Source organism: Limnohabitans sp. TS-CS-82 (assembly GCF_002943475.1).
Map to the genome: position 1 here is coordinate 69956 of NZ_PTQX01000010.1, position 22666 is coordinate 92621.

A 22666-nucleotide genomic window follows, 5' to 3' on the forward strand; every position below is an offset into this window, starting at 1 on the left:
CTTATCTTTGACTTGATCGACGCGAAGTATTCAAACTTGAATGCATTAATTCAAAAATTTAAACAAACTCATCTGCGAAATTTTGGAGAAGCTGCTTTGTGCAGCCTCCAAAGCCAGTTGGTCTTTGTTCATTTTGGTGATGGCCGCTGTGTAGTCGAGGTCTTCCACGTCAGAGCGGGTTGTTTTCAGGCGCAACACCACTTCGTCCAGCACACTGGTTTGCAAATCGACCACCGACAAGTCGGAGCCCACTTGGGCCAAGCTGTTACTTATACCTTCTTGCAAATCATCGACTTCGGCAATGCCACGCTGTGTGCTGGCCAAGTCGCCTGAGGCAACAGCCTTGGCCAGATCGTCTAGCGACTGAAAGAAATCAACACCCGTTTGACCACCTTTGGCATCGGTACGCGTGATGCGCACAAAAGCGTCTGAACCTGGCATGTTGAGGTTCATGCGGCGGTTATCGCCGACATTAACTTTCATGCGCGACTGGTCCCCTTGGTACACCACTCGGCCGGACGCATCTTGCGCAAAGGCGGGCTGCCCCGTGCGGCTGCCAGAGAACAAGTAATTGCCGTTGCTGTCTTGGCTGTTGGCCAAGCTCATGATTTGCTCGCGCAAGCCGGTCAGTTCCAGCGCAATGCTTTTGCGGTCATTGGGACTCAGCGTGTCGTTGGCGCCTTGTATTGCCAATTCCTTGATGCGGTACATCACATCGGTGGTGTTTTTGAGTGCGGTCTCTTCAGACGTCAAGCGGACGTTGGCTGACTTCAAGGTGTCTTGGTAACTGGCATTACGTGACAGTTCCGACTCCAAACGCGTCACCAAAGCAGCCTTGTCGGGTGCATCGCTGGGTTTGACAATATTTTTGCCGGTGGACAACTGCTCCTGCGTTTTGGCCAAGTTGGATTGCACCGTGCTTAACTGCTGCGTCGAGCGGTCAAAGTAGAGAGAGGTTGAAATTTTCATGGTGTATGGCCTCTATCAGCGAATTTGGACAATGGCGTCAAACAATTGACCAGAGATTTGCAACACTTTGGCGTTGGCTTGGTAGGCCTGTTGCAAGCGAATGAGGTTGGCCGCTTCGTCGTCTAGGTTGACGCCCGAAATTTTGTCGCGCGAAGCAATGGCTTGGTCGTTGACAACGGTCAAGGCTTGTTGGGTGATGGTGGCTTGCTGCGCGAGGTTACCCACGTTGTTGATTTGGTCGATGTAGCTATTGGCCAAGGTTTTGCCATTGACCACCGGCTTGCGATTGAGCTCCACCATGTCAAGCATGTTGACGTTGTTGCCCAAACCGTCTTGGTTACCGTCGACTTGGTAGCTATCTCCCACGCTGGGTGCGTGATTGAATTTGATTTGCAAGCCTTGAAATTCGATCACCGGCTCCAGCGGCGAGTTGTCGTAACTGCGATTCGCTAACTCGGTGCCGGTTTTTGTATCGATGATGCTGAAGCGATTTGCCGCAGTGAACTTCACCGTTAACGATTGGCTACGTAAACTATCACGCGGCACATCAGGTTCACCAGTGAAGCTGGTCGCTACCTTGACTGTTCCTGTTCCTGTGATGAAAACCAACAAGTCATCCGGACTGCCACCTTCAATGAAGGCACCTGTACGCAGACCAAGCTTCGCCAGATCGGAAGGGTCGCCTGTTTTTTCATCAGGCGGCACACCAAATTTTCCGAAGGACAAGCGAATGTCGGTTTGCGTTGGATCGGCAGCGAGCTTTCGCTGGAGACGCTCAGTTACGTCATAATCAAGAGGCTCAAGGCCCAACGCATTGGCACCGTAAGTCCCGTCATCCTCCTTACCAGGGCCGATCGAAATACTGAGTGTCCCGTTCGGATCAATCGCTGAGGTGGTTGATAACTTCAAATTGCCAGTGCTATCTAAGTCTGCCTTAACGCCTGTGTTTGCAGATTTGTCGTTGATCGCAACAATCAGGCTCTGAATAGAGCGAATGCCGCTGTTGCTGGCCAGAATCTCATTACCGTTAATTGACAACGGTTTGGTCAAATTTATATCCGTACTTGAGACCACCATGTCGCGCACCACTTGGACCATGCGAACTTGTCCATCGTAGGTATTAGGTGACAAGTTGAGAGCATTTAGCCCAGGTTGCGCACCCGCGTTCGCATTGATGGTGATGGGCAAATTGTTTGAATTTTTGAGGACTAACTCACCCGCGCTAGTGACGATGGCAGTGACTTTTTGACTGATTGATTCACCAGCGAACCGAGTGTTGATAGCTTGCGCCAAGGTCTCGATGCTGAAATAGGTTTTAGGAACAGAGAGGCCGTTGATGGTCAACGCCTGCGTGAAGTCAAGCTGACTGCCTGACACACGAATTTCACTGAAAGCCTCAGCGCGAATATTGGTGGCGCCCGAGCTCAGATTGATCAAAGCCGCCACATCAGACGGTTTTGCCGAAGCCTTGAGCCCGCCCAACTTCACACCATTGAGCACCAAAGCGCCTGGCTCAATAGCGGTGCCATCACCGGGCACCCGTCCAGTCTCAAGCACAGCAGGCATGGGAACAGTGTTGGCAGAGACACCATTGACATCAAAGCTTTGACCATACAAGACCGTGGCTTTAGCACCGTAGAAAAGGTCTAAATCACGGTAACCATCTGGCCCTGTCTTGTTCAGATAGGCGTCGCTGTAGGTGGCATTGGGTACAAAGCCATTGCTGGGTGACATGAGCTGAAACTCTTCGTCCAAACTCAAGGTCTTGCCCAACAACTGACGTCCATCACGGGTCATCACTTGCAGCTGTTGGCCTTTGTCGGCCTCGTCCAAATAAAACGCAGCTTTCACACCTGCAGCCAATGTGGTCACCGGCGTGAACAAACGCGCGCCATCGACTTTGAAGGTCACGCCTGCTGTGGCATTGGGGTTGTTCACCAGCGATGGGTTGCTCAAAGGCGTGGCAGGCGTCAAGCCCGAAAACTTGACCGTGGCACGGGTGGCACTGACGTTGGTATTGCTTTCGCTGACCCGAAACTGGGCAGCCGTAGCCACACGCAAAGCATCGTTCAAGGCCATGCGAATGCCACCGGCAGCATGGGGCGCGGCTGGGTCAATGGCGAACAAATCGGTGCCCATTTTTCCGTAACCGTCGATGCCGTTCTGTTGAACCGCATTGGTTTCAATGACGAAGGTTTGGGCCAACGAGTTCAAATTCTTTTGGGCCGGCTCCAAGACTTGGCTGATGAAACTTTGGTAACCACCCATTTGGCCGCCGCTGGCACTGGCCAATGACTCGCTGTTGCCGTAGGGGTCAATCACCAAGCTCACGCGGTCCTTGACAGCGGGGTCTAAGCCCACAGGACGTGACTTTTGTCCGTCAACCACCAGACCTTGGGTCAGGGTAGTGCCCATGCTGACCGTGACCGCACCGTTGGTGCTGAAGCTGGTTTTGATGCGCGCCAAATCGGACAACTGGCGCAACATCAAGTCACGACGGTCCAACAACTCAGGCGGCTGCAAATTGACCGACGTCGCTTTGGCCATGGCTTGGTTCACCAAGGCCAATTGGCTGGTGAGGGTGTTGATTTGTGTGGCCGTACTTTCGACGGCTTGACGGGTTTCGGTCGCCACCAAATCGAGCTGGCCCGAGAGTTCGGCAAAACGTGACGCCACGCCTTCCGAACTGCGCATAAAGGTGGTACGCAGCACGGTCGAGGCGGGGTCGGCCGACAAGCTGCTGGCGGCATTGAAGAAGTCGTCCAACGCCGAGCTCAAGCCCACGCTCTTGTCGCCCATGATGTCCATCACGCGCTTGGTGTACTCCACCATCGGTTTTTGGCTGGCCAAGTCGCTGGTGCTGTTGCGCAAGTTGGATTCGGCAAACGCATCAAACTGACGCTTGACGGTTTGCAACTCCACACCTGTGCCAAAAAACATGGCGGCCGATTTTTGAGGCGCGGAGTCTTTCAGAACCGCGTCTTGGCGCGAATAGCCTTCGGTGTTGACGTTGGCAATGTTGTTGCCCACCGTGCTCAACGCACGTTGGTACGCGCCAATGGCGTTGCCGCTGATGCCTAGCATGTCACTCATGAACCACCTCCAAGCAGTTTCTTGGTGTCATGCAAAGGCTTGATCACGGGCATGTTGAACTTCAACGGATTGACTGCAGGCGTTGCGTTCATGGGCAAGGCCGGCTCTTTGGGGTTCAAAGCCATGCCGCCGACTTGACGTGCTTTGAGCATGTCAGCCGTGCTGGGTTGGTTTTGTTTGACCGCTTTGGCCATGTAGTCGGCCACACCCAAGGCGCTGCGTTTGGCCATTTGCATGGAGACTTCTTTGTCAAACATGCCTTCAAAAGTTTCCACGCCGCTGGACTGGTTGTCCTCGTCCTTCATGGTGGCTTCGCGCATGGACTTCATCATCATTTGGATGAAGAGGCCTTCGAATTGTTGTGCTGATTCTTTCAGCGCTTTGTCTTGGTTTTGCTGCGCTTGGCCACGCAACTCACCCAGACCCGAAAAGTCCAGGTAGGACCGGGTGGTGGAGGTGTCGACGGGGCTGCTCATGTCAGTTCTCTTTAGATGATGACCAACTCGGCGCGCAGGCTGCCGGAGCTTTTCAAGGCTTCAAGAATGGCAATCAAGGCCGAAGGCGACGCGCCCACTTGGTTGACGGCGTCCACAATTTGACGCAACTCCACACCAGGCTGGAACAAGAACATCGGCTTGTTCGGCTCATTGACTTTGATGTCTGCGTTTTGCACCTCAGCCGTTTGACCGCCTGCAAACGCATTGGGCTGCGACACCTCGTTGGTGGCCGTGATGGCGACCGAGATCGTGCCGTGCGACACCGCAGCAGCCGTCACACGCACCGAGCGGTTGATCACAACAGTGCCTGTGCGTGAGTTGATGACCACACGCGCTGGGGGTTCACCTGGTGTGATCTCTAAAGCTTCCACCATGCTCATGAATGACACACGTTGATTCAAGTTTTTAGGGGCTCGTACCGATACCGAAACACCATCCAAAGCTTGTGCCACGTCGCCGCCAAATTTTTTATTGATCGCGTTGACGATGGCCGTCGTGGTCGAAAAATCGTTTTCACGGATGTTGTAGATCACGTTTTCAGCGGTCTCAAACGGGGTGTCCACAATGCGCTCCACAATCGCGCCGCCAGGAATGCGAGCGGAGGTGGGCACGCCGATGGCGACTTTCGAGCCCGCTTGGCTGGCGTCGATGCCGGTGGCGGTCAAAGCACCTTGTGCCAAGGCATAAATTTCGCCGTCCACGCCGCGCATGGCGGTCATGATCAAACTGCCGCCGCGCAAATTGGTGGCTTTGCCGATGGCCGACACGTTGATGTCAATGCGTTGACCGGGCTTGGCGAAGCCAGGCAAATCAGCGGTGACCAACACAGCGGCCGTGTTTTTGATGTCCACGCGGGCTGCGGTCGAGGCTTGTTCAAAGTCGGTCAAAGGACCGTCAATGCGCACGCCCATTTGTGCCAGCATCGCTTTCATGCTTTGGGTGGTGAAGGGCACCGAGGCGTCGTCGCCCGTACCTTGCAAACCCACGACCAAACCGTAACCAATCAATTGGTTGGGGCGCTGGGCCGCGAGCGTGGCCAAGTCTTTGACACGGTCAGCGCAAGCGCTGCCCGCAGCCAGCAAACTCAAACTGGCCACACAAAGACGGAAAAAAGAAGAAAGACGCAACATGAGGAACTCGTTCGCTTAGAAGGGCCAGTATTTGTGCAAAGCAGAGGTTCCCCAACCTGCTTTGGTCGCGTTGGCCAAGTCACCCGAGCCACGGTAGGCAATTTGTGCGTTGGCCAAGCGGCGTGACTGCACGGTGCTGTTCGGGCCCACGTCTTCAGGACGAATGACGCCTGAGACTTGAATGACCTCGGTGCCTTCGGACAGGCCCAGTTTTTTCTCGCCACGGATGATCAAGTTGCCGTTGGCCAAAATTTCAACCACGGTCACCGCAACAGAACCCACCAAAGAGGCTTGCTGGTCGGCTTTGCCTGCACCTTTGCTGCTGTTGGCGTTCTCGTTGAGGTTGATGCCGTTGAACAGCGGCGAAATCTTGCCAACTTGGGTGCTGAGACCCGTCGGCAGAGAATTTTTAGATTCGCGGCTGACGTCGGTGTTTTGCGTGCGTGCCGCCTGTGTGGACTCATTGAGCAGCACGGTGATGATGTCGCCCACTTGGTAATTGCGGCCACGGCCAAACCAAGCGTCGCTTTGCCGGTTGTTGTAGATGCCGCCGGTGGCAATCTTTGGCCGGTCTGAGGCCAAAGGATAGACAGGGGCAAAGTCGGGTGACGATTTGAGGACCAAATCGACCGGCTCGGAGGCGCAGCCTTGCAGCGCAGCCACATAGGCCATGAGAGAAAGCGTGTGAAGGAGTTTCATCAGGAACCTCATCACATGTTTTGGTTCAAGTACTTGAGCATGCCGTCCACGGCCGAGACGGCTTTGGAGTTGATCTCGTAGGCGCGTTGGGTCTCGATCATGTTGACCATCTCTTCGACCACGTTCACGTTGGACGCTTCGAGCGAACCTTGGTTCAGCGTGCCTGCACCGTTGAGGCCGGGCTGCAAAATTTGCGCTTGACCGCTGGCTTGCGACGAGTCGTACAGGTTGTTACCAATAGGCTTTAAGCCACTTGGGTTGACGAAACGCGCGATCTGAATCTGGCCAATGTTTTGAGCACCGCCACCTGCCACCAACTCAGCGCTGACTGTGCCGTCACGGCCAATGGTCAAGCTGGCTGCGTTGTTGGGGATGGTGATCGCCGGAATCAACGGGAAACCTTGTGAGGTCACCATTTGGCCGGTGCTGGAGATCTTGAAGTTACCGTCACGCGAGTACGACGTGGTGCCGTCTGGCATTTGAATTTGGAAGTAGCCGTCACCGGTGATGGCCACGTCCAGCGGGGCTTGGCTGTTGACCATATTGCCCTGCATGTGCAGCTTTTCAGTGGCATTGATCTTCACACCCGTACCGAGCATGAAACCCGTAGGAGATTGGGTGTTGTTGGTGGTTTGACCACCCGGCTGCTTGATGTTTTGGTACAGCAAGTCCTCAAAGACAGCTCGGTCGCGCTTGAACCCGGTCGTGTTCACGTTGGCCAAGTTGTTCGAGATGACGTTCATACGCGTTTGCTGCGCGTCAAGACCCGTTTTGGCTACCCACAATGATGCGTCCATGATTGATCGCTCCCTTTAAAACTGTCAAATTCAGGACGCCTTCATCATGGAGGCGCCCGACTCATCGTTGGACTTGCTTTCTTTGATGATTCGAACCTGGTGCTCAAACGAGCGGCTCTGTTCAATCAGCTTGACCATCGATGCCATTGGATTGACGCTGCTGCCTTCTACGGCCTGCGGTGTCAAAGAAACTGGCTCTGGACCAGTTGCAAAGTCCGTGCCAGCTTCTTTTCCGACAACTTTGAACAAACCGTCTTCACGCTTGCTCAACGGTGTGGCACTGGCATCACGCAGCAGCAGCTGGGCAATGGCCTGCTGCTGGGGTACGCCTTGCTGGGCAGGATCAATGGCGTAAAGCGTGCCGTCAGTGCCAAAGGACAACTTAAAACCGGGCGGTACGGTGATGGGCCCGCCGTCTTGACCGCGCACCAAGTGACCGGTGCCGGTTTCCAACACACCGCTGGCGTTGACCTTGAGGTCGCCACGACGCGTGAACGCCAGCTCGCCATTGCTGCCGGTGACGCCCAAGACGGTTTTGTGGTTCAGAGCCACGTCCAAATCACGGCCCGTGACCATCAAAGGGCCTGGGTCGAGCTGCACTTGGTCGTTGACATACATGCGCGGCTGAATGCGCGAGTCAAAGCCCTGACCGACCGCTTGGTGCGATTGCAAAGTGACGTCAAAGGTTTTCTTAAAACCAATGGTCGACACGTTGGCGATCTCGTTGGACAACTGGTGGCGCGCAATGCGCTCCTCGTTGATCGCAGCCATCGAGTTAAAAGATAAGCGGTCCATGTCAGGCTCTCAGTGCGTCCGCTTAGTTGCGGATCTGAATGATGGTCGAGGTCAGCGAGGTGCTGGTCTCAATGGCTTTGGCGTTGGCCTGGAAGTTACGCTGTTCGGTGATCAAGTCCACCAACTCTTGCGTCAAGTCCACGTTCGCACGTTCGGTAGCGCCGGAGCGCACCGTGCCGTAACCGGCAGAACCGGCTTCACCGTACTTGGGGGTGCCTGAATCAGACGTTTTGTAGTAACTGGTGTCGCCAATCTGGCGCAAACCGGTGGGGTTGGAGAAGTTCACCAACACCACTTTGCCCAGCGACTTTTGCGCGCCGTTGGAGTAACTGGCGTTGACCAAACCGTCGTCGTTAACCGCCAAGCCCACCAAGTCACCTTCGGGCGCACCGTCTTGCGACTGCGACAGCACCGCATAAGGCGAAGCGAACTGAGTCGACTTGGAATAGTCGATGTTGATCGTCAAAGAGCCCTTACCGTTTGGCAAGTACACGGTGTCGAGTTGAGCGCCTTGTTTGGGAGAAACCAAGTTACCGGCTGTGTCAAAGGTCAGCTCGCCTTTGTCGAAGTAAACAGGTGACCATTCGGGCAAGTTGTCAAAGCCGGTGGCGGTAGAAGACTCTTTACCGAAGCCATCAATGTAGACCGTCGCGTTTTTGTCGTCCTTGAAAGGTGTGGGTTTGATCCAAGTGGTGGTGGTGCCGAACTGAGCGTCCAAACCATCCAAACCCCAACGTGCGTCGCCGGTTACTTTGATGTAAGAGCTGGTCGATGCCGTGCCCGTGGTGAACTTCAAGGCGTTGGTTTTGGTGTCATACGTCACCTTCACACCATCGACAGTTTGAGGCGTGGCGCCATCGACCGACGGGCCTTGCAGGTTGTTGATGCCGCTTTGCAGGGCTTCCATGAAGGTGCTCAGCGTGTACGTGTCTTTGGGTGGAACGACCACCGTGCCCGTCACACCGTTGACCGAAACCACGAACTGGTTGTTGGTGGTGTCGACAGAGAAGTTGTTGTCCACGTTCACCGCCAAGGCGTTACCTTCCAGCACCGCGGGCATGGATGTGACGCCACGCAAGGCTTCAATTTTGGATTGACCCACCACGTAAGAAGCTGGATCACCTGTCAGACCCAAACCTCGTTCGTTCACGGTGGCCAAGCTAGCTGGTTTGATGTTGCTCAAACTGATGCTGGAGGAATCCCCGGTGGTGCCGGACTTGAAAACAAAGCCGCCTTTGACCGCATCGTATTCAACCGTGGCGCCGTAACGCTGGTCGTTGGAGGCGCGCCAAGGGCCAGTGGAGACAGAAGGCGTGATGCCTAAGCCAACGCTGTCGTCATTCACACCTTGCACGATGGGGTCGTTGGTGGGGCGAATACTGGTTTGGGTGCTGAAAACTGCAATTTTGTCGTTGCCATCGGGCTTGAAGACCAGTTGCTGGGCTTTGGTGTCGTAACTGACGGTAACTTTGCCGTACTTCTGACCAACGCCTTGTGTCAGGTTAAGCACGTCCAGTCGGGCGTCGATTTGGTCCTGAACTTCGGACACCAAATCTTCGTACTTCATGTTGCCATCGGCATCGCCTTTACCAGCCAAGCTGATGTCGACAAGGGGCGCGCTGGTCAAGGGCGACTTGATTGGCAGTTGAAGCGAAAACGTGGTTCCAGTGGTGGACTTGAAGTTGAAGGGCTTTTCATCGCCGTAGGCACGGTTGATGGAGTTGGTCAATTCAGCTGCAATCTGTGCACCTGACAATTTGACGTCCTTACCGGCCAAACGCTCCAAGCCAACAGAAACCGGCTCAATCGAGTTGTCGATATTGATATCGAACAGGTTTTTCAAGTCGTCAGCGCTCTTCTTGCCAACCAATTGCGGGTCAGCCGTCACATGTGAGCCCTGCGTGCCAACGGCTGTCAACGTTGTGGGTGTCGCGGAGGGGCCACTGGTCATGACCACATCGGTGTCAATCGCCGTGATCGACAGCGGATCGGTTGCCGTGACGACCAATTTACCAGCGTTGGCGCCCGTTCCTTCGGAAGCAACGTACGACGCAGCAAAACCTGCATTGGCATTCAAGGTGTTGATCACATCCGTCAGTGTCGGGCGACCAATGCCTGACGACGGAGGCACGGTGATGGGTACGCCACCAGCGCCCACCGTCACCTGAAACAAATCACCTGTGGCGGCAGCGCCCGTAGGCATGGTGTAAGCCGCAGTGTTTGCACCTTGCAAGGCCAACAACTCAGCCTTGGGTGTGACAACGTAGTTGCTGAAGTCCACGCCATCATTGGTGCCAGTGCCTAAGCCCGTAGCGCTACCACCAGAGACAGCTGCTGGCTGAGAGGTGCGCACGTCGTTCAATTGATCGAGTGAGAATTTGTAGGTCTTCTTGGAGAAGCTGCTGTTCAGCGCAGCAATTTCATCAGGGGTCTTGAAGTCACTCTTGGCTTTGAGTTCGCCGTATTTGTTGACGTACATGACTTCACCCACCTTGTTGGTGGCTTGCTGCAAAGAAGCGTCAACCAACTGATCGCCCACATACACAAAGGTTTGCCATTTGTTGTTTGGGGTTTCTTGACTCGCGTTTTGTGTCTTGACGTAGTAAACCGTGGCCAAGTAACCGTTACCGCCACCGTCATACACGGTCAAAGCGGTGCTTTTGTTGTAGGTGGTGGAGTCGTTGCGGTTGAATTCGGAAGTGATCACAGTTGCATCCGCAGGAAAGTTCAAACCCAGTTGCACTTTGCTGGTTTGGGTGGCCATGCCGGTAGTTTTTTGCGGAATGGTGAGCACGTTCATGTCGGTCAAGTTCGCTTTGCCGGACGAGTCAACCGACGCTGCCATCAAACGCTGTCCTGCCGAGTTCACCACGTTGTACTGGTCGTTCATCATGAACGAGCCGTTACGCGTGAAGATGTCCTGAAAACCGTCTTGCGACTTGAGGGGGAAGAAACCGTCGCCGCTGATCGCCAAGTCCAAGGTGTTGGACGAGAAGGTCATGTTGCCCTGTCCAAATTCTTGAGTCACTTTTTTCAGCGACACACCTTGACCGATGGTGGACGACGCTTTTTGCAACGGCGAGGTGGCAAAAATGTCGCCGAAGTCGGCGCGGCTGCGCTTGAAACCCACGGTACTCACGTTGGCAATGTTGTTGGCGGTCACGCCGAGCTGGGCGGTGGCGGCGTTCAAGCCGGTCAGAGAGGTATAAAAAGACATGGTGCGTTAACTCCAGTGAGAAATTCTTAAATCGTTAAATCGTTGGATCGGTAAATCAGGAACCGACGCGCTTGACGTCGGCCAAATTGACTGTTTTGCCGCCATCGACTTCGAGCAACAAGGTGCCATCACCGGCTGCAGCGCTGGACACGCTGCGCACAGTGGCATAGGTGTTGACGGTAGGGGTGGTCATCTTTCCTGCGCTGTTGACCGTGGCCACGTAGCGGTAGGTGCCGTTGGGTGCCATGTTGCCCCCGTCATCCAAGCCATCCCACGCCAAGGTGGTGTCACCCACAGGCTGCGCGCCCATGATTTGGCTGCGCACCAAAATACCTTTGTCGTTGAACACTTGCAGCTTGATGCCATCGGCACCACTGGGCAAATTGATGGTGCCTTGCGACACGGTGGTGTCGGTGACAGTGACAGGACCATCGGGCACGGTCACGGTTTTGCCGATCAAAGAGGATGCGCCCAACATACGGTCACCGCTGAGGCTGGAGACCATGGACTCCAAGCTGGCTTTCATGGAGGTGGAGGCTTCGAGTTGTGAAAACTGGGCCAACTGGGCCACAAAGGCCTCGTTTTTGACGGGGTCGGTGGGGTCTTGGTTGGTCAGCTGCGTGGTGAACAACTTGAGAAACGCGTCTTGCCCCATGGTGGAGCTAGAGGCAGACGCTTTCGCCGCGTCTTGCTGCGCCTTGTATTGCGCGCTGGTCATGATGTTGCTCGGCAGCGAGCTCATCATCGAGGTGGTGTCAGAAATGGCCATAGAAGACTCCCGTGCGTGCTGTCAATCAGCTCTTGATAATTTCGAGGGTGCGCGACATCAACTGCCTGGCGGTGTTCACGACTTCAACGTTATTTTGGTAGGAGCGTGAGGCGGCCATCATGTCGACCATCTCGGACATTTCGTTCACGTTGGAGTGAAAAACGAAGCCTTCTTTGTCGGCCAACGGGTTGCCTGGGTCCCAGGTTTTGCGCACAGGCGCTTGGTCGTCGACGATGCGATCGACCTTCACGCCACCGATGTATTGCGCGCCCGCATGGGTCATTTCTTCGCGCATCAAAGCTTTGAACAGCGGACGCTTGCCACGGTAAGCCTCGGCTTCTGTGCCGGACACCGAGTTGGCGTTGGCCAAGTTAGAGGCGGTGGTGTTCATGCGCACGGTTTGCGCATTGAGCGCGGTGCCGGCGATGCCAAAGACGTTGTCAAGGTTCATGATTCATTACTCCCCGCGCAAAGCTTTGCGCAACCCGCCAATGCGGTTTTCTAAAAATTGCAAGGTCGCTTGGTACTCGCTGGCGGCCTTACCGTATTGGGCTTGTTCCACGTTCATCTCGACGGTGTTGCCGTCGAAGGAACTGTTGAAAGGGGTGCGAAAACGCATGCCGTTGTCTGGCCCCTCTTGGATGCCTGCAAAGTGTTTGTCATTGGTGGATGTCAAATATTCGGTCTTGGCTTCTTTGAGCATGGCCTTGAAGTCAACGTCTTGCGCTTTGTAGTTCGGCGTGTCGGCGTTGGCGATGTTGCGGGCGAGCACTTCCATGCGTTGGCTTCTGACGCCCAGCGCACGTTCATGAATTCCGAATGCGTTTGAAAAAAGATTCATGGCACCACTCCGATCTAGATCGACTCCGATTAATTGACACATGGCCTCAAGTCATGAGACCTCACGTCGATTAGTGCAAGAGCCATGCCAACGGTGTTTTGACGGTGCTGGCGGCAAACATTTGCCGCTCCCCTGCGTTATTGCACTTGGGTAACGACGGCTTGGGTGGCGTACGCGCTCATGCGCGCAGCTTGTGGGGTGGCGCGTTGGGCCACATCGGTGCCCAAGCGTTCTTTGGCGTTTTGATGCAAACCCGCCACGATGGAGTTACGGGTGATCGGCGAGCGCACATCGCGGTTGACGTGCAAGTAAGCCGCTTGACGGCCTGGAATGTTCAGGGGTGCGTTGGGACGCGTTTCATTGCGGGCTGCAGGTGTCAACACGGTCAAATACAAATCGTCCAAACCCACGGGGCCGTTGTTTTTAAGACCTGTGTCGTCAAAGTATTTGCCAACCATGTCGAGTTGCTGCAACACGCTGTGGCCCAAGATGGCCTTGGGGTTGGCGCCAAAACCGGCGCTGGCTGCACCGCGGTCTGGGCCGTCACAAAACTGAATGATGCCATGGCAGCGGTTGTTGGTGGCTTTGGGGTTGAGGCCATCGCTTTCCATCAAGCTCAGTCGTGCAAAGTCATCCGGCGCAAACTTGTGTTGCTGCGACATTTGCACAATTTTGTTCATCACCGCTTGCTTTTCTTCGGCAGGAATGAAGCCTTTTTCCACCGCACGGGCGATGGTTTTTTCAAGAACAGGGTGCGTGCTGCGATCGGCGCGCGACAACAACTGAATTTGTGCCGTGCCTGCCAACGATGAGGTGCCCAAAGGGGTGGCGAAACTCTCGCCGTTCAACACCAAGGGCGCTGGCGCATTGGCCGAAGCGCCCGTGGATAAAGATGGGCTTGATGCATTGGCTGCAAGTGCGGACAACGCGGCTGCGGTGCTGATTGAAATCGTGCTTGCAGCGGTGGCATTGGGCGAAGCGTTGGCGACTTGTGCATTAGCCGCGCCAGTTTGCGCCTGCGCCACGCTGTAATTCAGACTGTCCAAGTTCAGACGCTGCCCAGGGTGAATCAAGTTCGCGTTGGGCAAGTTGTTGGCGCGGGCCACCGTTTGGGCCAAGCGCAAAGCCTCGTTGTTGGACACGTTGACGCCACGCGACGCCATTTGCTCGCGCACGATGCCCGACAAGGTTTGCCCCGATTTGACCGATGTGTCCCATGCCGCCACCTTGCCTTCAGGCGCGAGCGCACCAGACGTGTTGGACGCTGTTTGCGCCGAAGACAACGCACGCGTGAAAGCAGGTGCCGCACGCGTGAACGCCTGCGACCCCACGGGCAGCGATGGCTTGCCGTTGATATCGGTGGTGTTCACCTGGGGTTGAAAGGACGGGTCGAGTCGCATGAGCATTCCGTTTAACGGTGGGGTTTAAAAGTTGGTCTCGTTCTTGCAAGAAGGTGAAGGTCTGAAAAAAATGTCAAAACTTCAACACCTGACCCAACTCACCATGCAATTGCTGTGCCTAACTAAAACCGACAGCTTCCGAGCCCTCTGCGCTCGGTGGTTTGGGTGGGTGCTCGCCTTGGCGCTAAGCCACGCCAGTCTTGGGTTTGCGGCAGATACACCCTCTGCCCCATCGGCCTTTGAGGCCTTGCAAACGCAAGCGCAGCAATGGGCCAGTTCACACCCCTCTTTCCAAGGGCGCGCCGTGCATGTGGCGCCCATCGACAACCGCATTGCGGTACAAAGCTGTCAACAAACGCTGCAGTTTGACCAACCCTTTCCGGCTCAAGCCTCTGTGCGTGTGCGTTGCGGACAACCCATGTGGCAGCTTTACGTCACTTTGAATTCAGGCAATGCGCCTGCCGCGGTTGCACGCAATGGCCTCCCCGCCCCCGCTGTGCAAAAAGTGTTGGTCGCCAAAGACCTGCTCAAGCGCGGTACGTTGCTGACACCCGCCATGTTCACCGCCACCGAAATGCCAGCACCAGGCATGGAAAGCCAACTGATCAACGACCCCAAGCTCATCGTCAACATGGAGTTGACGCGTGACTTGACGCCCAATACCCCTCTGAAAACCTACGACGTGAAAACGGCCGTGATGGTAAAAAGAGGCCAAGAAGTGCAGGTCACGGCGGGCGTGGGCCAAGGTTTTTTAATCACCATGCGCGCCGAAGCTTTGCAAGATGGCGGCATGGGTGAACAAATTCGTTTAAAAAATAGCGAGTCGGGTCGATCTCTAACTGCAGTGATCACTGGACCCAATGCAGCGAAACTGAGATGAATACATCAAATATGATTAATTTATCAAATTTGTGGTATTAATTTTTTGAAAATCGTCCTCAAGTTCTAGAATTTGGGGTCGATTGAAGTGTTGTGAAGAAAGTTTGACTTGCTGTAACAGGTTAAAGAAAGAGAAATCATCATGAGTGACGCTATTTCGAACTACGGACGTATGGCCACATCGAACGCTGCATTGCGCAGCAACATCGATAAGGTCGACAAAAAAAGCCCCACTGCCACGCAAGCGGCAGACACGGGATCTACACCCACGCTGGAAAAAACTTCAGCGGGAGCAGACAAATTGAGCCTGAGCAATGTTGCGCAAAAGGTCATGGCACAGCCAGACTTCGACCGTTCCAAAGTCGAAGCGATCAAGCAGGCGATCAAGGATGGCAACTATCCTGTGAACCCTCGCCGCATCGCTGAAAACTTTGTCGCGCTCGAACGCATGATTTCGAACTGATCGGACCCCACCCGATATGACGACACCCGCCACCGACACCCTGCCCTCATCTCTGGAGCAGGCCTTGGCCTTGGCGCAAACGCTAGAAGAAATGCTGGAACTGGAGTTCGAGCACCTGAAAGCGCAAAACTTGGATGCCTTCGAGGCCTCCCAACCCGTCAAAAACGACTTGCTGCTGCAACTCGTTCAACTCGCTGGCATTCAAAACGCCGAGTCCGCTGACGCCTTGGGACCCGAATGGGACGGCTTCAAGGAGCAGATGGCCCAGTGCCGCGACATGCACCGTCGCAACGAAGTACTGATTGGTCGAAAAATTGACGCCATTCGTGGCGCGCTGCAAAGCTTGCAAGTGCAAGACCCCGCCAGCTCGGTCGAAATTTATGACCGCCTCGGCAAACTCAACCGCGTGCGTCGCGGTCGTGGCTATAGCGACGCTTGAGCCCTGAAGTGCAGCTGCGAGCTGCGTTAAGCCTCGCGCGCCTTCTCATCCCCGGGCTGCATGCCCTTGAGCCAGTACACCCACGACAAAATCACGGCCACGGCGGTGAACATGTCTTGCGGAATTTCTTGACCCACATCTAGCCGACTCAACATGGCCAACAAACGTGGGTCTTGCGCCACATACACCCCCTGACGCTTGGCCTCTTCAACGATACGACGCGCCAACTCGTCATCCACTTTGGCGGTGACGGTCGGTGTTTTATTGCGACCGTACTCTAGGGCGACGGCTTGCTGCGCATAGGGCTTATTGGGGGACATGGCTTGGCTCAGGCTTGGGTGTCAATCAACGCGCCATGCGGTGGTGGCGCACGGTCCACCTTGGCATCGGGGCGCGCGGCGTTGTAGACCTGAAAACTGCCCATCACCAAACCCGCGCTTTCGAGCTCATAGGTCAACTCACTCGCATTGAAGCGCGCCTGTGCGGCCACCTCTTCTTTGAGGGCCCACATGGTCAGATCGACGTGTGCGTTGTCGCTGATCGTGGTTTTGAGCCATACCTCGCCCAGCACACGGCTTTGGGTGTGCATGTTCACCACCAAAGGGTTTTTAGGTTGACCGAGTGAATTGCCGCGACGCTCGAAGCGCATCTCCAGAGGGTCGGCGTCTTTGAACGGAATGACAAAGGCCAAATTCAAATCGCCTTTGTGCCAATCTTGTGCGGCTTGCAATTGAGCAGACTCGGCTTCGTCCACCGCGTGTTGCAAAGCTTCGGTGTCGCTGCCTTCCATCGCCCCCACGCGGGCGCGATCGGCCATGATGAGGCGCAACAGGGCTTTGACATCGGACTCCACGGGCACACCTTCGGCCAAACTGGCTTCGCCACTTTTGCCATGCTGCGACACCCACCGACGCAAGGTTTGCGGCTGCAAAGACGCCATGCTCAAGCGCTGGGCTTTGATGCGCTCTTTCAGTTCACTGCTGCCCGCGGGCAACAAGCTCTCCAACATGCCCGGCTGCATCAAACTCATCAAGGCTGTGAAGCCCCCGGGCTGAAACAGCAAGGTGTTCAAGCGCGAAGGCGGGGCAGCGACGGGGGCGCCTGTGGCGGGGTCCACACCGGCAAAGCGACCGGTGTGCAAGAGCTGCAAGGTCCACTGCCCTGTGGGCAAGAGGTGCGCGCGCAGTTGCATGACATCGCCCTCTTTGATGTAGGGCGAGAGGGGCAAATTGAACACATGCTCGTTGAGCGTGAGTTTGAGTTGGTCTTGGCGCAACGCGGCCGTGGCTTGCACCACTTGGCCGTCGTGCAGGCCCAGCGCACGCGCCACAGGCGCATCGACATAGGCCGTGCGCATGTCGAGGTGCACGGGCGACACCCGAGAAACTTGGTAGACGCCCTCTGGGCCAAGAATGGCCATGGCTAGACCTTAGGGAAAGCGCACCCAGTTTTTGCGCTCATTCATGTTCATGTCGCGGGTGGAGTAACCGCCCGCCCAAGTGCTGCCCGAAGGCGCAGAAGCTTTACCGCTGGCACCCAACTGCGTGCGCAACATGTCTTCGTTACTCGGCAGGCGCAGCACCGCACCCGCGATCAAGACGCGCGGGGTGGACTGGGTGAAGGCTTGCGGGTTGTGTTGCATCAGGGCTTGGCGCAGAACTTCGATTTTCAGAGGACTCTCAGCCAACTGTTGGCGAATCACTTTGTCCATTGTGTCACCAGCTTGCACGGTGTAGGTCTTGCCCGCAGGCTCAGCAGCCCAAGCGGAACCGGCCATCCAGCACATCGCCAGCAAAGCGCGCAAGGAAACAGGCAAGGTGTTCATGTGAATTCTCCGTGTCAACATTTTGTTCAGTAGGTGTAGGGCCAAGCCACCCATGTGCCGCGAAACTTTTGCGCTTGTCCAGCCACTTGCTTCAATTCAGCTTGGTACGCCGTGACGGATTTGACCTCTGCCAACACGGCGGCATCCAACGCACCGCCTTCTAAGGCATGTTTAGGCAGCACCCGCGCATCGGCCAGCATCAGCTTGTCGCCCACCCGCAGGCCCGCTGTGCCGCCCGCATTGAGGGTGAGTTTGCCTGGCTCGTCTTGCAACACCGCAAAGCTTTGCGGGTCGCAGGCCAGTTGCTTGTCGAGTTGTTGAGCCAAGCCAGCGACAGAGCGCGCAATCGCGTCAGCGGTATCAAGGTCCATTTTGGGCTGCCCCAAACGGTCAGGTTGCGGGTAAGTCAAGACCAAATCTTGGGCACTCAACCATGCACCGCGCGCGCCTGGACCACGCACTTGCCACTGCAGCGCGAAGCCAGACAGATCGTCGGTGGTGGTGCCTTGCGGCGCGGGAGCCAAGGTCAATTGCAGGTGCCACTGCACATGCTCTTCGCCGTGGCCGTAGGTTAAGCGGTCGTAGGCGCGGGTGTGCACCGTGTCGGTCATCACGCGCCAGTGCTGCGCTTGGCTGGCCGCTTCGAGTAAGCGTGCGCGAGCGGTGCGGCCAATTTGCTGGGCATGAAAACGTTGTGTCGAACGCAAGCTGGGCGACAAGTCCACACCCACGGACATGACGTGCATCAACGGCGCTTTGGCTTGGGTGGCCTCGCAGCGCTTAGGTGCTGCGGCCACCACCTCGACGTTGGCATCGGCCATGTCGGCTTGCGGTTCGTTGTTGGCGTCGCGGGAGTAAGACTTGACGCGCAGATCGCGCACCTTGATCTCGGAGCTGAAGCGGTTCAGTTCGCGCAAAGCCCCATCGGTCTCCATCCAACTCGTGGCGGTGACTTGGGTGTTCGCTTTCATGGCGGTCTCCACCAGCGCGCTGCGGATCGCTTTCAAGCGCTCCTCAGGATTCAAGTCAGCAGCCCATGCGCCCTGCCCTAGGCTGGCGCCCACAAGCACAAACGGCATCCAACGCAAAAAGGTCATGGCACACATCTCCAAACGGGGCGCATCAGCGGCGTTTGTTGTTCAAGCTGGCGACGTAGAGCGTGCGCAAGTCGTTGACCACACCACGGTCCAAAGACATGGTGGTCTCGTACGTGTCGTCACCCACGGGCGTGATGCTGACGAGCACCGCGCCAAAAATGACACCTTCCACACGCGCACGGAAGGTGTCGCTCATCACGGTCATGTCCGCCACGGTCGTGCTGGCGTCCAGCTGTTGGCCGTAAACCTGTTCGGTCAAGGCGCGGTAGGCGTCAAGTTTCGATGCACGAATGGCCAACAAACGTTGCTGCGCTGGGTTACGGTGGTTTTGAATACTAATCACCGCATAACCGGTGGCGACCAAGGTCTCACGCTTTTCAGTCATGGGCGTGATCATGGTGGCGGGCTTGTTGTCAGCCGCAGATTGCGACGGCTCTTCATACTCATGGACGTGGCGGAACTTAAAAGCGGAGCAGCCGCTCAAAAACAAAGTGACCGCTAATGCAGTCCAAATGGTGATGCGTTTCATGTCGTGTTCCTTAAACAGGTCTCCCCCTTGATTCGGTACGAAATGAGGCATCTTTAATATTTTGAAGAATGAATACTTTTACTGTCTTGTCGTATCTCTTTGGCCCACGACAATGATGTGTAGGAATTTTTGACATGAAACAGATTACTCACTTTATTGGATCGAGCACATCCGCTCAATCGTTACGCGATCTGGTCGCCACCATGGCCAACTCGAACGCCACGGTCATGATCACAGGCGAAAGCGGTACCGGCAAAGAACTTTTGGCGCGCTTGTTGCACGACCAGTCTGACCGTTGTGGCGCCAACTTTGTGCCTATCAACTGTGCCGCCATTCCTAAAGATTTGTTAGAAAGTGAACTGTTTGGTCACCGCAAAGGCGCCTTCACGGGCGCAGTGGCCGACCGCATTGGTCGCTTTGAATTGGCCCACGGCGGCACCATCTTTTTAGATGAAATTGGCGACATGTCGCTGGACATGCAAGTCAAATTGCTGCGCGTGTTGCAAGAGCGCACGGTCGACCCGATTGGTGGCACCCGTCAAATCCACGTCGATGTGCGCGTGATCGCTGCGACCCACCGTGACTTAGAAACCGAGATTGCAGCAGGCCGCTTCCGCGAAGACTTGTATTACCGCCTCAACGTGTTGCCCATGGTGACGCCTCCGCTGCGAGAACGTCAAGACGATGTGCCCGAATTGCTGACATTTTTTGCAAAAAAATGCGCCAACTTTGGCAAACAACCCATCACGTTCAAGCCGGACTTTTTGCAAGCGCTGCAAAAGTACCCTTGGCCTGGCAACGTGCGTGAACTGTCAAACTTGGTGGACCGCTTTAGCACGTTGTACGCCAGTCAAGAGTTGGAATTACGCGCCATTCCGCCAACCTTGCTGCCCAAAGGGCTGATTTCGGCGCAAGCTGAATTGCAAGCCATTGCACCCTTGTTGGCCAAGTTAGAAATGACGCCGCCGCCGGAAGTGCTGATTGAGTTGGACGACCAGCCAGAACCCGAAGACGAGAACGACATCGAAGGCATCATCATGCTGGCACAGGGCATGCCGCAGTTGCCGCCCGAAGGCTTGTCGTTGAAAGAGCGCATGGCTCAGATCGAGCGCAGCATCATCGAACAGGCGTTGAGTCGCAACTCAGGCAATGTGTCACGCACTGCCAAGTTGCTGAATTTGCAACGCACCACCTTGATCGAGAAGATCAACAAGTACGACTTGCGCTCAGCCGCCTAACGTGAAGCGCATCTAGGCGCCAAGATAACGTTAATCGCGGTCTTGGTCGTTGTAGAGCACCGTGATGCTCATGCGACGGTTGCGCGGATCGCGTGGGTCTTTGGGATTGAAGGGGTCGGTATCGGCCACACCCTCAATGCGGGCAAAGCGGTTTTCTTTGATCCCCTTCTTCTCCAGCAACGAACGCGTCACTTCAGCACGCTCAGCCGACAGCGACCAGTTGTTGCGCCCTTCAGGATTTTGAAACTGCACGCTGTCCGTGTGACCGCGAATCGCCACTTTATTGGGAATATCGGCCAATGAGGCAGCAATTTCAGCAATCAAGTTGGAGGCTTTGCCTTGCATGTTCATGCCACCGCTGGGGAACATAGCAAAGTCGGCCTTGTCGATGATTTCAATACGCAAGCCATCTTTGTCGCGCGTGATCGACACCTGATCTTTCAAGCCTTCGAGCTTTTTGTTTTGCGACAGTTTTTGCTCAATCTCTTGTTCGAGCTTGGCAAAGTCAGCTTGCTCTTTGGCCGCAGCGACTTCTTTTTTCTGCTCTTCCGTCAGCTTGTCAGGGTCAGAATACGGGTTTTCGTTTTCTTTGCCAGGCTCGGTACTCGGGTTAGGGCCACCCTCAGAGCGGGGGGTCAAACGTTCCAACAAACCGGTTTGTTTGGCTGCGAACGGAAAACCATCGGGGTCAATGATGGAACGGCCACCGAACATGCCGTTCGAGCCCGCCAATTGGCCAATCGCGACCATGCTTTGCGACGTGGGTTTGAAGTAATCGGCAATGCTTTTGCGCTGGTCTTCGTTCGAAGCACCGAGCAACCACATCAACAAGAAGAAGGCCATCATGGCCGTCATCATGTCGGCCAACGCAATTTTCCAAGCGCCGCCGTGGGCACCGCCATGACCTTCATCAATGATCTTTTTGATGATGATCACCGGCGCTGGCGCAGCCGGGGTGTCTTCGGGAATCGGAGGTGGCGCAGGTGGTGGCGCAACAGGCTTGGCTTCGCCTTCGGGTACGACCGCTACGGCGGCGTCTTTGTCATCCGCCATTATTTCCTCAGCGCGTCAAAAAGTTCGCCGAAGGTGGGCTGGTTGTGGTGGCTGATACACACACGGGCACCTTCAATGATCAAAGGCACAGGATAGCCGTGCATATTGCCCAAAATGATCTGCTGCGCCACTTTGAGGACTTCGCCGTCTTCGTCAATGATCTGCTTCAGACGGTTGCCGAACGGTTCGAAAATACCGTAAGCCAAAAACACGCCCAAAAAGGTACCCACCAAAGCGCCACCAATCAGGGCACCCAGCACAGGTGGCGGTTGGTCAATCGCGCCCATGGTTTTCACCACACCCAACACGCAAGCCACAATGCCCAATGCGGGCAAAGCGCCAGCCAAAGCGGCAATCGCTTCGGCGTATTTCATTTCGTTGTGGTGGTGCAGTTTGATGGACGCTGTCATCACATCTTCCACCGCATAAGGGCTCAAGGTGCCCGAGGACACCACCATCAAACGGATGGTGTCACACACCAAGCCGACCAAACCGTGGTCGTGAAGCATCTTAGGACATTCACCAAAAATCGCACTGGCCTCCGGATTTTCGACGTGCGATTCCATCGCCACCGCCCCTTCCGCTTTGAGCGTTTTCATCAACTTGGAGATCACCGCAATGATCGCCACGTAGTCATCTTTTTTGTAGGTTGGGCCCTTGATCACCTTGCCCATGCCGGCCATGGCACCCTTGAAAATATGACCGGCATTGCCCGCCATCATGCCGCCGATGCCCGCGCCACCAATGATGAACATCTCAAAAGGAGCGGCCTTGATGATGGGCGCCAAGCTGCCGCCAGCGATCACGAAACCGCCGAACACGCAAATGAAAAGGACGACCAGTCCAAGGATAGTAAACATCTAAAGCTCCAAAGCAGGCTGGCGCATTCAGGAATAGCCCCGAAATGCGTCTCAAATTTCCCCGACAACCTGCAAG

23 protein-coding genes are annotated in these 22666 nt (G+C 55.6%); 4 read left to right on the forward strand and 19 right to left on the reverse strand.

Translation table 11 applies throughout. From position 1 onward, the window contains the following. Positions 1-45: 45 nt before the first annotated feature. The 12 genes from flgL to C5F52_RS18690 form a co-directional block, all read right to left on the reverse strand. Positions 46-969: a flagellar hook-associated protein FlgL gene (gene flgL / locus C5F52_RS18635; RefSeq protein WP_104799860.1), complete on the reverse strand. Its 924-nt coding sequence runs from the start codon at positions 967-969 to the stop codon at positions 46-48. 15 nt (positions 970-984) lie between these two features. Next, positions 985-4062 carry a flagellar hook-associated protein FlgK gene (flgK, locus tag C5F52_RS18640; protein ID WP_104799861.1) on the reverse strand — a complete coding sequence of 1026 codons (3078 nt, stop codon included), beginning with the start codon at positions 4060-4062 and terminating at the stop codon, positions 985-987. Continuing rightward, on the reverse strand, positions 4059-4538 hold the full coding sequence (locus tag C5F52_RS18645) for a rod-binding protein (protein WP_104799862.1): 480 nt from the start codon (positions 4536-4538) through the stop codon (positions 4059-4061). The genes flgK and C5F52_RS18645 overlap by 4 nt, the downstream gene beginning before the upstream one ends. An 11-nt stretch (positions 4539-4549) precedes the next feature. Then, complete coding sequence (locus C5F52_RS18650; RefSeq protein ID WP_104799863.1) at positions 4550-5689, reverse strand: flagellar basal body P-ring protein FlgI; 1140 nt, start codon at positions 5687-5689, stop codon at positions 4550-4552. 15 nt (positions 5690-5704) lie between these two features. After that, positions 5705-6388, reverse strand: a complete 684-nt coding sequence (locus C5F52_RS18655) for a flagellar basal body L-ring protein FlgH (RefSeq protein WP_104799864.1) — start codon at positions 6386-6388, stop codon at positions 5705-5707. Between the two features lie 11 nt (positions 6389-6399). Beyond that, entirely contained in the window at positions 6400-7185 is a 786-nt protein-coding gene (gene flgG / locus C5F52_RS18660) for a flagellar basal-body rod protein FlgG (RefSeq protein WP_104799865.1), read from the reverse strand. Between the two features lie 30 nt (positions 7186-7215). Beyond that, positions 7216-7980, reverse strand: a complete 765-nt coding sequence (locus C5F52_RS18665) for a flagellar basal body rod C-terminal domain-containing protein (protein WP_104799866.1) — start codon at positions 7978-7980, stop codon at positions 7216-7218. 22 nt (positions 7981-8002) lie between these two features. Continuing rightward, positions 8003-11197, reverse strand: a complete 3195-nt coding sequence (locus tag C5F52_RS18670; RefSeq protein WP_104799867.1) for a flagellar hook-basal body complex protein — start codon at positions 11195-11197, stop codon at positions 8003-8005. Positions 11198-11252: 55 nt separating this feature from the next. Further along, entirely contained in the window at positions 11253-11966 is a 714-nt protein-coding gene (locus tag C5F52_RS18675) for a flagellar hook assembly protein FlgD (protein ID WP_104799868.1), read from the reverse strand. Between the two features lie 25 nt (positions 11967-11991). Next, positions 11992-12417, reverse strand: coding sequence for a flagellar basal body rod protein FlgC (flgC, locus tag C5F52_RS18680; RefSeq protein WP_104799869.1), 426 nt, complete (start codon positions 12415-12417; stop codon positions 11992-11994). Positions 12418-12423: 6 nt separating this feature from the next. Next, positions 12424-12807 (reverse strand): flagellar basal body rod protein FlgB, encoded by a 384-nt coding sequence (gene flgB / locus C5F52_RS18685; protein ID WP_104799870.1) that lies wholly within the window; start codon positions 12805-12807, stop codon positions 12424-12426. 137 nt (positions 12808-12944) lie between these two features. Next, complete coding sequence (locus C5F52_RS18690) at positions 12945-14207, reverse strand: LysM domain-containing protein (protein ID WP_146100121.1); 1263 nt, start codon at positions 14205-14207, stop codon at positions 12945-12947. Positions 14208-14277: 70 nt separating this feature from the next. Here C5F52_RS18690 and flgA point away from each other — a divergent pair, with 70 nt between their 5' ends. The 3 genes from flgA (at position 14278) to C5F52_RS18705 (ending at position 15988) form a co-directional block, all read left to right on the forward strand. Next, positions 14278-15087 carry a flagellar basal body P-ring formation chaperone FlgA gene (flgA, locus tag C5F52_RS18695; RefSeq protein WP_146100122.1) on the forward strand — a complete coding sequence of 270 codons (810 nt, stop codon included), beginning with the start codon at positions 14278-14280 and terminating at the stop codon, positions 15085-15087. A gap of 141 nt (positions 15088-15228) precedes the next feature. Further along, positions 15229-15549 (forward strand): flagellar biosynthesis anti-sigma factor FlgM, encoded by a 321-nt coding sequence (gene flgM / locus C5F52_RS18700; protein WP_236657919.1) that lies wholly within the window; start codon positions 15229-15231, stop codon positions 15547-15549. A gap of 16 nt (positions 15550-15565) precedes the next feature. After that, on the forward strand, positions 15566-15988 hold the full coding sequence (locus C5F52_RS18705; RefSeq protein ID WP_104799874.1) for a hypothetical protein: 423 nt from the start codon (positions 15566-15568) through the stop codon (positions 15986-15988). 26 nt (positions 15989-16014) lie between these two features. Here C5F52_RS18705 and C5F52_RS18710 read toward each other — a convergent pair whose 3' ends face one another. From C5F52_RS18710 to C5F52_RS18730, 5 genes are read right to left on the reverse strand one after another with little or no spacing between them, the layout of a single operon-like run. After that, entirely contained in the window at positions 16015-16308 is a 294-nt protein-coding gene (locus C5F52_RS18710) for an EscU/YscU/HrcU family type III secretion system export apparatus switch protein (RefSeq protein WP_104799875.1), read from the reverse strand. Positions 16309-16316: 8 nt separating this feature from the next. Continuing rightward, entirely contained in the window at positions 16317-17408 is a 1092-nt protein-coding gene (locus tag C5F52_RS18715; RefSeq protein WP_104799876.1) for a hypothetical protein, read from the reverse strand. A 9-nt stretch (positions 17409-17417) separates the two neighbouring features. Next, positions 17418-17813, reverse strand: coding sequence for a FimV family protein (locus tag C5F52_RS18720; RefSeq protein WP_104799877.1), 396 nt, complete (start codon positions 17811-17813; stop codon positions 17418-17420). 26 nt (positions 17814-17839) lie between these two features. Next, on the reverse strand, positions 17840-18910 hold the full coding sequence (locus C5F52_RS18725) for a hypothetical protein (protein WP_104799878.1): 1071 nt from the start codon (positions 18908-18910) through the stop codon (positions 17840-17842). 25 nt (positions 18911-18935) lie between these two features. Then, positions 18936-19439 carry an LPP20 family lipoprotein gene (locus C5F52_RS18730; protein WP_104799879.1) on the reverse strand — a complete coding sequence of 168 codons (504 nt, stop codon included), beginning with the start codon at positions 19437-19439 and terminating at the stop codon, positions 18936-18938. Positions 19440-19573: 134 nt separating this feature from the next. Between C5F52_RS18730 and C5F52_RS18735 the strand changes: the two genes are divergently transcribed. Further along, a complete protein-coding gene (locus tag C5F52_RS18735) occupies positions 19574-20677 on the forward strand; it encodes a sigma-54-dependent Fis family transcriptional regulator (RefSeq protein WP_104799880.1) in 1104 nt (367 codons plus the stop codon). A gap of 30 nt (positions 20678-20707) precedes the next feature. On the opposite strand, the gene C5F52_RS18740 is transcribed toward C5F52_RS18735, so the two are convergent. Further along, positions 20708-21730 carry a flagellar motor protein MotB gene (locus C5F52_RS18740; protein ID WP_104799881.1) on the reverse strand — a complete coding sequence of 341 codons (1023 nt, stop codon included), beginning with the start codon at positions 21728-21730 and terminating at the stop codon, positions 20708-20710. Next, positions 21730-22590, reverse strand: a complete 861-nt coding sequence (gene motA, locus C5F52_RS18745) for a flagellar motor stator protein MotA (RefSeq protein WP_104799882.1) — start codon at positions 22588-22590, stop codon at positions 21730-21732. Before motA ends, C5F52_RS18740 begins: the two co-directional genes overlap by 1 nt. Positions 22591-22666: the final 76 nt, after the last annotated feature.